We start from the raw sequence: 14,606 nt of genomic DNA on the forward strand, positions 1-14,606 counted from the left end.
GTACGCTTGTTTCAGCAAAGTCCGTCAACTGCTTGAGGATATAGGTGTCAACCTGGTAGGCCAGACGTGGTGTACCCATCTCGTCACTGCCGTTCCCATCAATACCGTGACAACCCTGACAAGCCGGGTCAGCGTCACCTTTGCCATTCTGAAAAATAAGACGGCCATTATTCACATTTCCCATCGCTTCTTCTGCAGAGGCCACGGTCGGCGCCGCAAACCAAGCTAACAGAGCGCAAGCGCCCATGGTGCTAATCATACGTTTCATGCATTTCCCTCCTATGTGTTTATTAACTGTTATTCTTGGTCTTTTCTGCACGCAGAAATATAGTTCGCAAGACAAATAATCCCCAGTCCCCCAAATATAATTCCGTACATCAAATAAACTGTGCCATTCTGAAACATAACCGAAGATTCAATAAAGTGTGCGAGCATTCTCAGACCTCCCTAAGATTCAATAAAAATGGCATTCTGCATGCGCGATTAAAAAAGGCAAGCGCCAAAGTTAATCTTTTTTAACATCTATTTTAATCCGGCGCAATCAACAGAGCACCGCTTATAAAAACAAAAATCCGGACAATCAATATGCCGCGACTCTGCAGTCGGTGACTCGGGCGCATAGCAGCATTCCCGCTTAGCATGCCCCGCCCCGCCTGCACCTGTAAGACATACAGAGAGTACAATGTCAGGATCAGAAACAGATGCGTCCAGACCAGAAATGATAACAGTTCACCATGATCGATTAAGCGCTTTATCCAATCATGCGTTAGATAGAGCCATATCGGAAATAACATATCAAAGAGCATCACACTGCTCATCAGGCCTATATGCAGGCTATGTCTTTTTTTCAGGGCCCACGCTGCGGCCATCACGGCAAAACTGATCAACACGAGTATCACGGAAGTAGGCATCTCGACACCCTATGCAAAAATCGCAGCAATGCACCATACCTCGCATGCTTCTTGCAAGCAGGAGGTGCGCCGCTAGTCTCACCCGCCATGTCCAATACACCCCCCAACGAACACCTGTATCTTGTCAAATTTTTGATCATGTCGGTTATTTCATTTTTCATCGGCACCGTACACGGGCTGCTACAGGTCATCCCGTCCGTTCGTGCGTGGCTGGACTCTATCGGCAGCCCTTATGGCGGCCCGGGCCATATGATCGATCCTCTGGCCCATGCCCATATTAATCTGGTTGGCGGCGTCACCATACTCGGCATGGCAGTTACCTACTATATGCTGCCTAAAATTACCGGCAAACCTATTCATTCCCACCGACTGGCCGAGCACTCTTTCTGGTGGACCACCATCGGCGTCAGTGCATTTTACATATCCCTGCTTGTTTTCGGCTTTATTGAAGGCAACCTGTGGCTGACTGATCCTGCCCAGGTGCCGTCTGTACACCGCTTTTACGGGCCGGTGATCTCCATTGCCGCTTCAGTGCTCGCAGTTGGCTTCTGGTTTTACCTGGCCAATGTCATGATGACACTGAAAGACATCTATAAAAAAGGCTCGTAAAAAGAGTCGTTATGCGATTGGAATGCGGCTGCCCTTCTGAATTTCCCGACTGGAACGGCCGGGATATTGATCTTGGTGCAACACTCGTACACGAGCAACGCGCTCCGATGCTGCTGCACATGCCAATCGGCTTCGAGGCATGTCTGGATCGTCAGCATCACGACATTGAACTGCTCGGCCTGCATGAACAGTGGCCCGGCTTTGTACTGACCCAGTCGGCCATGTTCCGGGGACGCATTCTGGCCCTGCTCAGTGAAGATAATTCTCCGGCACGTAAAACCTATCGCCTGAAGAACCCGTACATGCTGCGCGCGCAGCTATTCAAGGGAAATGTCCGTGACATCAAAACAGCGATTCGCCAGATGCAATCTGAACTGTTTGATGAGGGGCGTATGCCTAAGACCCTGTTCCTTAGCTATCTAACCTGTCCCCGCTGTCAGGCTGAGCGCGGAGGCACGCAGATTATGCTACTGCGGCACTGGGTTAAAAGTCCGAAACTCGAACAGCGCCTGGCCAAGCACAACAAGTAAGAGGCCTCAGGCCTTCATTCACTTCTCATCCTTCACCGACTTAAACCAGGCAATGATATCGGCACGATCGCGCGCGGCGATAGGCGGCAACACCATGCGCGTATTCGGTTTTACTGCGCGCGGATTACTTAACCATACATTCAGCGCTGTATCATCCCACACATCAAATGGTATGCCGGAGATTGATGGAGCACGACCATAGATGCCTTTAAGGCCCGGCCCGATACCGGGTAAAAGTGTATTGAGATGATGGCATGGCATACAGCGCACCTGGGCCACTACTTTGCCACGCGCTGCGTCAGCAGCCTGCGCAGAGAGTGAAAACGACAACAAACAGAAGGTGAATAACAGAACTCGCAGCATCAGTCACCCGACGCAGGAGAGAGAGGAAATGTCATTTCGCCATGTTGACCGTTGCGCGTCAGACGAACGTACAAATGTTCTCCTGCCACATCATTCACCGGCAGCGCCCGACGATAGACGCCTAACGCACCATCCGGTATGGCCTGCTTCCAACCGGGCCCCGAACTTTCCGTACGCACCTGAACCAGCAAGTTATTGATAAAACCGCGTTGCTGATGACTGGCAATCAACAGAAACTCATTCATCCCGTGCCGAACCTGTACCGGGCGCGTCTCCATCCGAATAGTCAAATCCTGCCACGTCTCCGGCGCAGGTGCCCAGGCGGGAGGGCCTTCAGAACAGGCCGCCAGAAACAAACATACTGCAAAAACAAGTTGTCGCATCACTTCTCCACCTTGGCGTGCCGTCTCAAATAGTCGCGGATAACCAGCATATCAGACGCCTGAATCGGAGGAATCCTGCTCTCTATCCGGTGGCCCTGCATGCGTGCAATGACGGCGGGCCATTCGCCGGCGGTATGTGCTGAAGGACGAGGAGGCGCATGGCAAAGTGAGCACTGTGCTGCATAGGTAGTAAAAGAAGGGCTATCCATCTCCGGATAGCTCACCTGCTGTTGCGGAGCGCCGCATGCACTAAGCATTGCCACCATACAAAACATCAGGCAGAAATACCCTGATCTCACTTACCTTGCCCTCCATGTCCGGGCATATCAATATCATCATTCTCCGAATCAGAGTCCAGTCGCCCGCCCTTGTCTGAGCCATACAGGTTGACCATGAAAAAAATGAATATAAACGCCACAATAAAATAGATCAAAGCATACACATGCCCCATGGTAAACCATGGACGTGCGTGACCGGGCCTGTCTCCCCAGAATGGCAATGACAAACCGAAAGCGACAATCAGCACACCGGCAATCACGCCATAAAACCACTTCGGAATACGTTTCTGGGATTCAGGGATGTGCTCCACCAGCTCCCAGTCATCCATACCACGCTTTTCCAAACGCTCTTCATCGGACTCATAGCCATAGTGATCAGCCGGATTTTCCCCCCACTCCACCTTGGTTGACTGCACCACATCATTCTCATCTTTCGTTTTACTCATGTGTTCACCTCATAAAAACGCTTATTATCAACACAAACGTAACGCGATTCACTCGCGCCTGTATCGCCCACAAGCCCCGTTGCCATGCAGACAAGGCCCAGGCTCAACCTCTGCTGCATGCAAATATGCCTTCGGGAAACTTCAGGTGCCCGGAGCATAGTGGGTCACATCAAATTTGCCCGACCAGCCATCAGTCGAGTTCGCATAGACATGAAAACGGTGTAACCCCTTCGGTAATGACTGATCAATATGCAACACCACATCCTTACGCCCTGCCGTATCAAAGTGCACATGCGTGGTCTGCAACTTAAACTGCCCTGCTTCCAAGCCCTTGATGCGCAACGTGATATCAGTCGGGTGGTACAGCTTGTGGGCTATACTGATGCGGTAGTCCAACACCTTCGCCCCTTGCCACCCTTCACTGCGATAGACCGAGAATTCATCGCTCTGATAACCCGCAATACCGATGGCAAACAGTGCAGCACCAAGCAGTGTAGCCGTAGACGAGGCTTTAGCCCGGCTAAAGAAAGAGGCCACATACCCCTTCTCCCTGCCATTCTTTTTCGGCCGATCCTTGTCACCGATGGCAAAACTCAACAGGCCCGGTCCGTCCAGCTTTTTACTCTTCGCATGCAGTTCATCACAGGCGGTAACACACTCACCACAATTCACGCAAGAGTCGAACACCTCTGTCTGGCGCGGGTCAATATCCAGAAAACATGAATCAACACAGTAATGGCAGGTTGCACAATGGTCACTGCGCGCAACATCATAATGAATGTGCAGCGTTTCCTTGGTCTTGAACGAGTGCTGCCAAACGCGATAAATACACATGTATTTACACATCAGATGCCGGATCACCACAATATCGAGCATAAATACCGCGACGCAGACAAAATAAATCCAGTGCAGCGAACCAGCCAGCCGCGCATCGTCGGTAAATGTAATCAATGACCATATTGCGGACGGTGGATAAAAATAGAGCAGGGGGATCAGGGCAAACAACATCGCCGGCAGCAACAGGCCGACAGCCAGCAGCAGGTAATTCAGAGGTGACTGTTTCCGACTGGCAACTTTCATACGGTCACCGCTCAAATCCATCATTTGCGCCCGCCGACCCAGCAACTTCTCGGTCAGCATATTGGCATACTCCGACACGGTATTTTGCGGACACATCCAGCCGCAGAATACCGAGCCGACCAACGAGTACATCATCACCAGCAGACTGGCCACAAATATCCAGAAACCCATGACAATAAAAATATCGGAAAACCACACCTGCCGATCCAGCAGGATAAATGCGCCGGCCTGAGGATCGATACGGAACAGACCGCTCGTAGGAATAGCCACCAACACAAGCAGAGTAAGGTATTGCACCGCTCTGCGGGATCGGTGTAATACTGTCGCTCCAGGTACATGTATCTGTTTAATCGGGATGCTTTTCAAGGCTTCATTGGCTGACATGGGCAAATATTACCTTTCTCTTATATTTTTAGCCAGCGGACTAAGTGTATGCAGACGCTGCTGCCATAATGCAGCCGCAGCAACGTGCCCCTGCTGCTGCTCCAATTGCATCATCGCGCGCAGAGCAGATTCATGATCCGGCCGCAGTGTCAGAATACGCATAAGAGCCTCCCGGCGCGATAAGCCACCAACCGGTAAATGTGCCAGACTGTCGTACATACGATCTGCCAGCGCAAATGCCGGCCAGCGATCCTTCGGATTGGCGCGGTAGGCCAGACGGGCCATTTCGACCACCCGTCGTTCATCACCGTCCAGTTCAGCCTGCCACAGGCGCACATTCAGGGCTGTTGCGACCCTTGCCCGCCTGAATGTCTGCATATCGGAAGCAGCAACACCAAGCGACTGCGCAGCAATATCATCCCGGCTTCTCCATGATAGCAACCAGCGCCACATCGACTCCATATCCACACCATCGCCGAAACGCACTTTCGGCAGGCTATATTCAATCACCGGAGCCCACTCATCCTGTAACGGGGTGGAAAAATCAGGGATCTCACCCCAGTAGCGCCCCAGCCAGGTCCATATCCCCTCACCGCCAGTCGTCTGAACCTTTGCCGTATCGCTCATTTGCCCGTAACGATGCAGCAGCGCATGCACATGCGCCGGCTCACCCTTGTGTCCGACTAATGCAATGCGATAACCGTCGACAAACAACGAGGCATGCTTAAATACCGAGGCAAAGGTATGCATCACCACCTTAATCGAAGCGACATCAAACTGGTTGAGTGCCAACCATTGCACAAATATGCCGCCATCATTCAAACGCTCCTTTGCTCGCTGGAACTGCTGCAGGGACAGCAAGTTGGCGCGTCCGACCATATCAGGATGAAACAGGTCACCGACAATCACATCATAATGATGATCATCGGTACGCAGAAAACGTCGCGCATCATCATGTATAATATGCACCTGCCCGTTGATGCCGCCATTTACCGGAGCAAACCAGCTACCGGCCGCATTGATGGCTCCCTGAGACAACTCCACCGCAGTGCGCTCAAGACCTGTAAACGGCAGCGAGCCGGAGGCCGTAATGCCGGTACCCAGACCAAGAAAGAGAACGGTGCGTGGTGCCGGGTGCAGCAGCAACGGCAGGCGTGCCTGATTTTTCTGCACAGTTACCGCAGTCGGGTCGGTGGATGCATCCATACGTTGTAAATCAGATAGCAGTACCCGCTGGCCATTACCCTGCTCCACCACATGGGTCAGTGATACCGCATCCTCGTAGACCGACAAGTCTGTAGATGCAGGCAGAGCCGGTAGCAATCGGGATACCGGGGGCAAGCTATGCACCGGCCAGCCCACGATCAGCAACAATGGCAGCGAAAGCCACAAGCGCCGGTCACGAACCCAACGCATGCCGCACAGCAACAGCATAGTCGCAGCAAGCAGTAGCGACAGCGCCGTACCCAATAGAGGCAGCATGACAAAGCCGGCCAGCAGCGCACCCGCTGCAGCTCCAATACTATTGGCACCGTACCACCAGCCGCCGGCTTCGGATTGTTGCTGATGGAAGTGCCTGGCCAGCAACGGCAGCCATGCTCCCAGTAACAGCGTCACCGGCAGTGTACACAGCGCCACCATGCCGCCCTGTTCAAGCATGGCTGTGAGCAGCGACGAAAATTCACTACTGCCGGCCCACTGACTGATCGACGACAATGCATATTGACCGGCCACTGCTGCCAAAGCCGCCAGCGCAGGCAGCAGGTTCAGCCAGACAGCGGCCCGCATACGGGCCGCCAGCAAACTACCCAGACCTATGCCTGCCAGATACACCAGCAGTAACACAGCCAGAATATATTCAGTGCGCAGTAGTAGCATGCCATATTCACGCGTCCACAGCACCTCAAGCATCAGGGCGGCTGCGCCTATGCCTGCATAGGCCAACAGGTCCGCCGAGGGCGGCCGCTGCGCCCCGGCATGGTACTTGTCACTATCGGCAGAGAGTCCCGGCAGGTGCCTGGCAACATACAGGGCACATACGGCCAGTAACATACCAAAACCTGCCACCACCCACAGGCTGCTACGCCAACCAAACAGCGGCAGCAGCAACAACGGCAACACAGCGCCGATCGCTCCGCCCAGCGCATTCACGCCATACATTGATGCCAGTGTCAAACGGGCGCCGGTAGCCGCTCTCAATGCCAATGGAAAAGCCATGCCCATGGCCAGTGCAGGGGGAAATAACAACAACAGGACGGCCCCACCCTGAAGCCCCTGCCAGGCGGGCAGCGACAAGCCGGTGCCCAGCGATACCAACCCGCCATCCAGCCACGGCATACAAACAGGCAGGGCCAGTGCGTAGGCCGCAATACCAGCCTCCAGCCATGCCACCATGCGCCAACTACGGGCAGGCGAGTATTGCATACCTCGAGTAGTGCCCAGGAAGCTGCCAGCGCCGAGTCCGGCCATAAACGCCGCAACTGTAAACACCACGCCGAAAATACTTACCCCGAACATCAGTGAAAGCATACGCGTCCACAGCACTTCATAGGCCAGCGCCGTCATTCCGGTCGCGCCATACAGGCACAGAAGCACCCAGGCCAATGAGCGGTTAGCCATCAAGCATATTCCGGATCAGGGGCAGGCCTCACCACCAGGCCGAAGAGGCTCAAGGGAGCATGAAAGCAAATAAACATATCTGTTGGGGTCGCCTTGTTTTTGTGGCTCAGAAGCTAGTAGTACTGTAGCTCACCAGGGCCAGAACCACGCGATGGCGGTAGCGGAGTGTACAATTGCCAGCGTCAGACTCAGGCCGGCAAAAATCATATGCGGCAGAAATACATCCTTGCCAAAGGCAACCATGGAAACGCCCAGGATGCCGGTAATCAACAGCAGCACCAGCAGCCCAATACCCATCAGGAACAGAATCTGATGTTTACGAGCCGTCGTGATCTTGCGCTGAGGACTGACCTCATCGTCGCCGCTAAATTTCTGCATCACCGTCTCGGCGGAAGAAATCGATGAAGCATTCGAAGCTGAAGCGGGTGTCGCAGAGTCAGCCGTCGATGGAGCTGCAGCAAAACCCGTCTGTGCCGTACACAGCAGTGCGACAAATATCAGCGTGATGCGCAGTAACTTCATCATGATTCCTTGTCCTCATCTTCAGGATCGCGACGCAGAGCATTGCGCCAATGCAGAATGGCCGAGAGTATCATCGGCGCAAAGACCAGAAAAAACAAAAAGATAAAAATGAACCACGGCGTATCAATGGTAACATGCAGGAAGCGATAGCTGTCCAGTGCCCACGCACTGACCGGACTGACCAGCACGGATAGCATTAATGACGCACGCCAAATCATAACAATCATGTTCACTCCTTGCCCGGCTCGATATCCATCGCGCAGCGGAAACCGAAAAAATCGGAAGCATAATTCGGCATGGCATAGTTTCTGTGGTAAGTCGTGGTGGAAAGAGGATCACTTTTCCATGAGCCACCGCGCATCACACGATAGATCAACTCTTCTTTTTCATCAGAGCCACGCTGGTAGTTCGGGTCCAGCGCTTTGGGGGCAAACACCTCTTGCTTTGCATCGGTGCCAGGGTACGGCGTAAACTGATCAGCCACCCATTGCTGCACATTGCCAGCCATATCCAGCAGGCCGTAGGGACTTGCCCCTTGCGGGTACTGGTTCACCGGGCTTGTGTGTCGTACTTTGTAGTATGTGTTCAGGTTGTTCGGGTTCATGGCATTGCCCCAGGGCCAGCGACGGGCATCCGTACCACGTGCAGCTTTTTCCCACTCCGCCTCTGTAGGCAAGCGTTTGCCAGCCCATGAGCAATAATCACGCGCGTTATACCACGAAACCATGGTCACAGGGTGCATGGCCATACCCGGCGGAATGTGTCCGCCCTCCCAGTTCAGCGGCGGACGATAGTGCTTGGCAGCTACAAATCGGGCATATTGCGCCTGGGTCACCAGGTATTTATCGATTTTGAAAGCGGGCATCCGCACCTTATGCGCAGGCCTGTTCGCCTCATTGGTACGGGGATCATCACTACCCATGGTAAACACGCCCGCCGGCACCGTGATCATCCAGGCAAGGTCGGTCCACTGTTCATCACTTAACAACGCCGCAGCTTCACCGACAGTATAGGTGGCAGTATTACCACCCCGTTGCTCATGCTCTGCCTGCATATGAAGCTCTTCTCCGGCGGCACGAATGTGCTGTTTCATATCGGCAGGCTCATAGCTGGACTTTGCCTGCATCTCATTCATACGCATTGAGCCCAGCTCCATCACATGCAGAGAGCCGCCTATCATGGCAACAGCTATACAGGTAATCAGGGTTGCCATAAGCAGGGATTTACGTCGCCTTTTCTGCTGTGGTGTAAGCTGTGGACGTTTCATTCCCGGGACGTATCCACCTGATCATCTATAGGCAAGGGAGAGGCATCCGGAGCCGGTCCATAGCGGTGAAGCCAGCCGGTACGTCTGCGCACGAGAATCTCGCCGAGAAAACCGCCAACCGCACAAAACTCCATTTGCAGAATGACAAACATCACCCACATCCCCCATGGCAGTAAATGCACGCCCTCAGGCAAAGGTGAGTGAATACTTTCATAATAACTCAATGCAAACACTGCAAGCGGTGGGAAATGGGCCAGATATTTACCGCCGAAGCCATATATCATGCCGATAACAACACCCGTGACAACAGGCAACAGCGTCATCACCAGTATCCAGCTGAAACTGAACGTAGCTATACCGAAAAACCACTCCAGGCGCACATCCAGTACCTGTAAGCCTGTGTGCATCATCAGAGCACCGACGGCAAATGCCGCAATACCCCTGAGCCATACAGGCCCCCACTGAGCATGCACGATATCCATGGCTGCTTCAGGGTTGGCGATGGGTTCTGTCTTGTCCGTTGACTGGCTCATTATTTTCCCGTCAGTTTTTTCTGTTCAGCCATACGAGTCTCCTTCAGATACCACCCTCTCACCTTGAGGCTGGCAAAGTAGGCAGCAAGCAATCTGCGATCATCTTCCGATAGCGCAGCGTAGGAAGGCATTTTGTACTTTTCCTTCAGCCGAGTCGGCACAATAGATTGCGGGTTTTTACTGGAAAAATAGTGGTAAAGCCACTCTTCAGTCCGCAGAGAACCAATCCCGTCAAGACTGGGAGCAGGTACCGTATCGTACAGATTTTTCACTGACCATATTTTATGACAGCTGCGGCATTGTAATTTTTTATACAGCTCTGCGCCTGATCTGGCTAGTGCTGCATCCGCCGTCGTGTAGAAGGGCAAACCCCGTTCTGATGTGTCCGGCTTACTTGGTGAAATAATGGACTGTACCACTGAGACAATAAACACACCGGCAAGTAGTAGTATGGCCGTATTAATAACGGTCAACCAACGAATTCGTTTAAACATGTGTCTAGTTCTGTTCCCGGGCTGCTGCCTCGCGCTCTTCCTGTAATTCTGTACGGCGAGCCATTTGTTTGGTATTTACATCCTGATACTTCTTGAACTCATCCGCACTCATTTTGTCCTGGTCATTATCGTCAAATACCAGGTACTTGATATCTTCATCAAACTGCTCGTTATTCGCAGCCCAACGTATACCAAAGACCACCGCGATAAGAATAGCCGCACCGCTAATCAGCCAGATATAGATGGTCCAACCATCCTGTAACTCAATTCCGAACATCATAACCTCCTAGGGTTAGCGCATTGTCCATTTAGAACAAAAATCCGTCAAGCAATTGCAAGGCAGCGAAAATGATTGCTGCAATGACGCCAAGTACAATCATACCGAGCATCACCTTTTCTCCGGTCTTCAGGCCCGCCGCACCCTTCCCGGTACGCGCAAAGACCGCAATAATCCCCAGAAACAGGGCTATTCCGACCATCAGAAAAATAAAGATAAAAACACTGTAGCTGTGACTTCGCATGCTTTCGATGCCCAGATCGAATGTCTGAGGGGCAGCAGCAGTTGCCGCTACTGCATCGCCGCACGCTATCATCAGGGCTGTCACCAGCAGAAAATACTTAACACTTACAGACATGCTCACTCCATGGGTGGCGGATCATACAGATTTATAGCAGCGACTCCACCCTCTCTGACTATACCCCGGACAACAAGAAAAAAGGCGCCGCCCGGATTGGGCGACGCCTTTAAACAGTACAAATCCTGATCAGAACGTGTTTTTACGTGGATCAGGTGATCCCTTCTTGTGATTATCAACAAAAAAGCTGTAAATCACCGGCACCAGCAGTGCAATAGCAATAACCAGAGCACCTGCAAATTGTGGATTATCCATATTAATCATATTCAGTCTCCTTAATGAGCAATAGTGTGATCTGGGCGCCAGCTGAAGTGCGGCAGACGCTTCACAGTGATAATAACCGCAGCACAGAAGATGATAAACCACCAAACCGCAATTGTGTAACCCTTATCCCACCATGGCTGTTTGGCAACCACAGTACCATCAGGCTGAAGGTTGAAGAAGTTAGCCTTGGCCACAGTCGGACCAACCACTGTATACTCTTCCAAATCCACACCTGCATGCTGCAGCTCCACAATCTGAGGAGCAATCACACGCAGCTGATCCAGATCAATCGGATGCTGTGCGCGCTGGAATGTATACGGTGAATCAAAATGCTGCAGCGAATCCTCAATCATCGCCATCGCACGACTATTCGCCTGGTCGTGGGTGATGGATTTATCATTCATCACTTCCTGCACCATGGTTGAATTCATCAGTGATACATAGTCCGCATAGATTGCAGCAGACGGACGCTGCCCGTACAATGGAAAAGTAAGCGCCATTGCTGTGAAGTAGGTCAGTATCAGCAGACCAATCACAGGACGTGGCAGCGGATTATTATTCTCCGCAATACCACCCAGGCTCTCATGCTCCCATACATGCTGAGCTTCCTTGTTCTGATCCTCTGATGATAGTGAATACAGAGGCCGATTAAATGTCCATGCCATAATTATCTCCCTCCCTTATTTCAGATTCAGCACGAAATCGATCAACATACGTGCTTCACTGTCATCTGCTGGAACCGGAACTTCTGGCGGATAAACCGAGTCACCCTCTGCATAAGCCATGTATTCCTTGTCCCATGCGTGCAGGTCAATCTTGTTACCGTCTTTGTCCTTGTTACCCCACAGGTAATCATAACGTGGCATGATTGAGTGCGGCTGAACCAGACGTGGATTGAAGAAATGCATAGTCATCCATTCACGTGATGAGTTGCGCGAACCAACATGCAACAGATCAGGCGCCTTGCGGTCAGAACCAAATGTGGTTGGAGACTCACCATTGAAATCGCCTGTCATTGGAGGACGACCAAATGTCTGCCAATCCTGAGTCTCCTCTGGCAGCAGTGTATGACACCACCAGCAACCCTCACGAATAAACATGGTTTTGCCGCCGCCTGCCAGAAACTGCTGATCAGCAGCCTTCAGCACAGCATCCGTTGTCCAGCCACGTGTTGCAGTGGCATATTCAATATACGGCGTATCATCAGCATCAACACGCACCAAAAACACGCCCCCGGCAGCCTCAGAAGCTTCACCGATACGACCCTTCGTGGTTGATGCAGCCTGAACCTTTTCACCCAGAATGTTGTCGTGTGTCAGACCATCCGGAAAATGCGTACCGGCCGGAAAAACATAGGCGTCGGTTTTATCCATAGCCGCGCCAGTCCTTGGATCCTTGGTCAGCACAACCATAATAGGCTTGTCCTTACCCTGCAAAAACGGATCGTAATAGTTGAAACCACTCTCCCAGCCGTAGGTCAACTGTTTCTCAAGCGCAATCTTGGTTGATGACCTAGCCGAGATATCGATGCCCGGCAAAAATATGGTTACAAACATCGACGCGCTTAACGCAACGCCGAACATGATGCAGCCGATTCTATATTCTCTAAAAGCCACGGATATTCCTCCCTTTTTATAATAAAACTATGATAACAGGGCCGGCCGAGACCGGCCCTGTGCATTACCCTTAACGTGTATAAGCGATTTCAACCGGCTGACGACCTGCAGGAATCACTACACCTGCACGAGCTGTCATCACCATGTTGTACAACCAGATGATATTACCGAAGAACACCATTGTGCCGCCCAACCAACGAACGATCATGTATGGATGCTCAGCAATAACCACGTCTACATACGGTACTTCGTAGATCTTGGCTGCGCCCTGGATCAGACCGGCAATAGTCATTGAGGTCCAGTACAGAGAGAAACCAATCAGCAGCATCCAGAAGTGGAAGTTAGCCAGCGATGCGGAGTACAGCTTACGACGCAGCAGAACCTGCATACCGTAGTACACTGCAGCCGCCTCGGCAAAGGTGGAGAAGCCCAGAAGCGCCAGATGAGCATGCGCAACAATCCAGCCTGTACCATGGATATACCAGTTAATCGCACGTGTCTGCTGGAAGCCGCCCTGCATATTCAGCGGGATAGCAAGCAGCACACCAGTAATGGTGAACTTGATTTCGATATTGGACACAAACAGCGACCACTTACCCTGCATCGTCAGCAGAATGTTACATACATAAGCAACTGCCGGAACCAGAATCAGTACGCCTTCGACCGATGCGAAAGACTTCAGCCATTCCGGCAGCGGAGAGCTCATCAGATGATGTGCAGCCGGGGTGGAGTAGAACACCACGATGGACCAGAAGTGCAGATGACCCACACGATGCGAATAGAGCGGGTTACCGGTAATCTTAGGCACAATGTAGTAGGTGATAGCAGCAGCCACCGGAGTAATCAGCAGGCCCAGAATATTATGGGCAAACCACCAGGTCATGTAAGCCTCGTTCAGACCGGTCAAGTGGAACCACTCTGGCAGGTTACCAACGAGGAACACGATAATAGTCATGAACATACAACCGGCAAAGAACCAGTTACTGGTATAAATACCCTGCGTACGACGATTCACGATCGTCATCCACACATTCAATGACCAAGGCACAACCATAACAAAGGCAATATACAGATCGATTGGCCAGATGTGATCGGAGTACTCGCGACCGGATGTAATACCAGTCCACAACAGCGCCAGTGCAAGGCACAGACCAATATTATAAAGCAGACAGTTCCATACACCCAACTTCTCGGACCACAGCTTGGTGTTACCCAGAGCTGGTGTGATGTACATCATCGAAGCAGCAAAGGCCATCGCAATCCAGCCGAAAATCACAGCATGCACATGCACCTGACGCATATGACCAAACTGCAGCGCATACAGACCGTGATACCAATCCGGAAACGCCAGCTTAGCCGCATTAAACGACCCCAGACCGGTACCGATAATGAACCAGGCAATTGATGATACAGCAAAGAACAACGCTGTTGTTCCCTGTGGGATATCATCCTCTTTTGCAAACAAATACTTAAGCATCTTCTAAAGACCCCCTATGATATAATTCAATATTATTCGTGCGAATCTTCGTCATGCTGACCCGGCATCAGCAGATACCAGGCAAACCACATACTTGAAAACGCGAGTGCAACACCAAGAATTGACGCAATCGTACTCATCTCTATTCCTCCTGTAACCCTTCGATAATTGCGTGCTGCTTCAGGGCGTAACCCA

Annotated in this window: 21 protein-coding genes; 2 read left to right on the forward strand and 19 right to left on the reverse strand. The window is 52.0% G+C overall.

Annotation, left to right across the window (positions count from 1 at the left end):
- On the reverse strand, nt 1-268 hold a 268-nt coding region (locus tag SPV1_RS14560), incomplete at its 3' end, for a c-type cytochrome (RefSeq protein ID WP_009851748.1).
- A gap of 259 nt (nt 269-527) precedes the next feature.
- A complete protein-coding gene (locus SPV1_RS13300) occupies nt 528-911 on the reverse strand; it encodes a hypothetical protein (RefSeq protein ID WP_009851749.1) in 384 nt (127 codons plus the stop codon).
- 87 nt (nt 912-998) lie between these two features.
- On the opposite strand from SPV1_RS13300, the gene SPV1_RS13305 reads away from it, so the two are divergent.
- Nucleotides 999-1,520 carry a cbb3-type cytochrome c oxidase subunit I gene (locus SPV1_RS13305; protein ID WP_009851750.1) on the forward strand — a complete coding sequence of 174 codons (522 nt, stop codon included), beginning with the start codon at nt 999-1,001 and terminating at the stop codon, nt 1,518-1,520.
- Nucleotides 1,521-1,531: 11 nt separating this feature from the next.
- The gene (locus tag SPV1_RS13310; protein WP_009851751.1) at nt 1,532-2,050 is read left to right on the forward strand and encodes a hydrolase; all 519 of its coding nucleotides are present in this window, start codon (nt 1,532-1,534) and stop codon (nt 2,048-2,050) included.
- Between the two features lie 18 nt (nt 2,051-2,068).
- Here SPV1_RS13310 and SPV1_RS13315 read toward each other — a convergent pair whose 3' ends face one another.
- The 17 genes from SPV1_RS13315 to SPV1_RS13390 form a co-directional block, all read right to left on the reverse strand.
- Entirely contained in the window at nt 2,069-2,413 is a 345-nt protein-coding gene (locus SPV1_RS13315) for a c-type cytochrome (protein WP_009851752.1), read from the reverse strand.
- Complete coding sequence (locus SPV1_RS13320) at nt 2,413-2,796, reverse strand: hypothetical protein (RefSeq protein WP_009851753.1); 384 nt, start codon at nt 2,794-2,796, stop codon at nt 2,413-2,415. Before SPV1_RS13320 ends, SPV1_RS13315 begins: the two co-directional genes overlap by 1 nt.
- Entirely contained in the window at nt 2,796-3,062 is a 267-nt protein-coding gene (locus SPV1_RS13325) for a hypothetical protein (protein ID WP_009851754.1), read from the reverse strand. Before SPV1_RS13325 ends, SPV1_RS13320 begins: the two co-directional genes overlap by 1 nt.
- A 29-nt stretch (nt 3,063-3,091) precedes the next feature.
- A complete protein-coding gene (locus SPV1_RS13330; RefSeq protein WP_009851755.1) occupies nt 3,092-3,520 on the reverse strand; it encodes a hypothetical protein in 429 nt (142 codons plus the stop codon).
- Nucleotides 3,521-3,661: 141 nt separating this feature from the next.
- On the reverse strand, nt 3,662-4,870 hold the full coding sequence (locus SPV1_RS13335) for a 4Fe-4S binding protein (protein ID WP_231288414.1): 1,209 nt from the start codon (nt 4,868-4,870) through the stop codon (nt 3,662-3,664).
- 123 nt (nt 4,871-4,993) lie between these two features.
- Complete coding sequence (locus tag SPV1_RS13340) at nt 4,994-7,603, reverse strand: fused MFS/spermidine synthase (RefSeq protein WP_009851757.1); 2,610 nt, start codon at nt 7,601-7,603, stop codon at nt 4,994-4,996.
- 129 nt (nt 7,604-7,732) lie between these two features.
- The gene (locus tag SPV1_RS13345; protein WP_009851758.1) at nt 7,733-8,128 is read right to left on the reverse strand and encodes a hypothetical protein; all 396 of its coding nucleotides are present in this window, start codon (nt 8,126-8,128) and stop codon (nt 7,733-7,735) included.
- Nucleotides 8,125-8,352 (reverse strand): hypothetical protein, encoded by a 228-nt coding sequence (locus SPV1_RS13350; protein ID WP_009851759.1) that lies wholly within the window; start codon nt 8,350-8,352, stop codon nt 8,125-8,127. Before SPV1_RS13350 ends, SPV1_RS13345 begins: the two co-directional genes overlap by 4 nt.
- A 2-nt stretch (nt 8,353-8,354) precedes the next feature.
- Nucleotides 8,355-9,392: a formylglycine-generating enzyme family protein gene (locus SPV1_RS13355; RefSeq protein ID WP_009851760.1), complete on the reverse strand. Its 1,038-nt coding sequence runs from the start codon at nt 9,390-9,392 to the stop codon at nt 8,355-8,357.
- Nucleotides 9,389-9,925 (reverse strand): hypothetical protein, encoded by a 537-nt coding sequence (locus SPV1_RS13360; protein WP_009851761.1) that lies wholly within the window; start codon nt 9,923-9,925, stop codon nt 9,389-9,391. Before SPV1_RS13360 ends, SPV1_RS13355 begins: the two co-directional genes overlap by 4 nt.
- Complete coding sequence (locus SPV1_RS13365; RefSeq protein WP_009851762.1) at nt 9,925-10,419, reverse strand: c-type cytochrome; 495 nt, start codon at nt 10,417-10,419, stop codon at nt 9,925-9,927. The genes SPV1_RS13360 and SPV1_RS13365 overlap by 1 nt, the downstream gene beginning before the upstream one ends.
- Before the next feature lie 4 nt (nt 10,420-10,423).
- Complete coding sequence (locus SPV1_RS13370) at nt 10,424-10,696, reverse strand: hypothetical protein (protein WP_018294102.1); 273 nt, start codon at nt 10,694-10,696, stop codon at nt 10,424-10,426.
- 31 nt (nt 10,697-10,727) lie between these two features.
- Complete coding sequence (locus SPV1_RS13375) at nt 10,728-11,054, reverse strand: hypothetical protein (protein ID WP_009851764.1); 327 nt, start codon at nt 11,052-11,054, stop codon at nt 10,728-10,730.
- Between the two features lie 129 nt (nt 11,055-11,183).
- A complete protein-coding gene (locus tag SPV1_RS14740) occupies nt 11,184-11,318 on the reverse strand; it encodes a hypothetical protein (protein ID WP_009851765.1) in 135 nt (44 codons plus the stop codon).
- 11 nt (nt 11,319-11,329) lie between these two features.
- Nucleotides 11,330-11,983, reverse strand: coding sequence for a hypothetical protein (locus SPV1_RS13380; RefSeq protein WP_009851766.1), 654 nt, complete (start codon nt 11,981-11,983; stop codon nt 11,330-11,332).
- 15 nt (nt 11,984-11,998) lie between these two features.
- Complete coding sequence (locus SPV1_RS13385; RefSeq protein ID WP_040881886.1) at nt 11,999-12,934, reverse strand: cbb3-type cytochrome c oxidase subunit II; 936 nt, start codon at nt 12,932-12,934, stop codon at nt 11,999-12,001.
- Between the two features lie 70 nt (nt 12,935-13,004).
- Nucleotides 13,005-14,411 (reverse strand): cbb3-type cytochrome c oxidase subunit I, encoded by a 1,407-nt coding sequence (locus SPV1_RS13390; RefSeq protein ID WP_009851768.1) that lies wholly within the window; start codon nt 14,409-14,411, stop codon nt 13,005-13,007.
- Nucleotides 14,412-14,606: the final 195 nt, after the last annotated feature.

The sequence above is a fragment of the Mariprofundus ferrooxydans PV-1 genome (assembly GCF_000153765.1).
Classification (GTDB): domain Bacteria; phylum Pseudomonadota; class Zetaproteobacteria; order Mariprofundales; family Mariprofundaceae; genus Mariprofundus; species Mariprofundus ferrooxydans.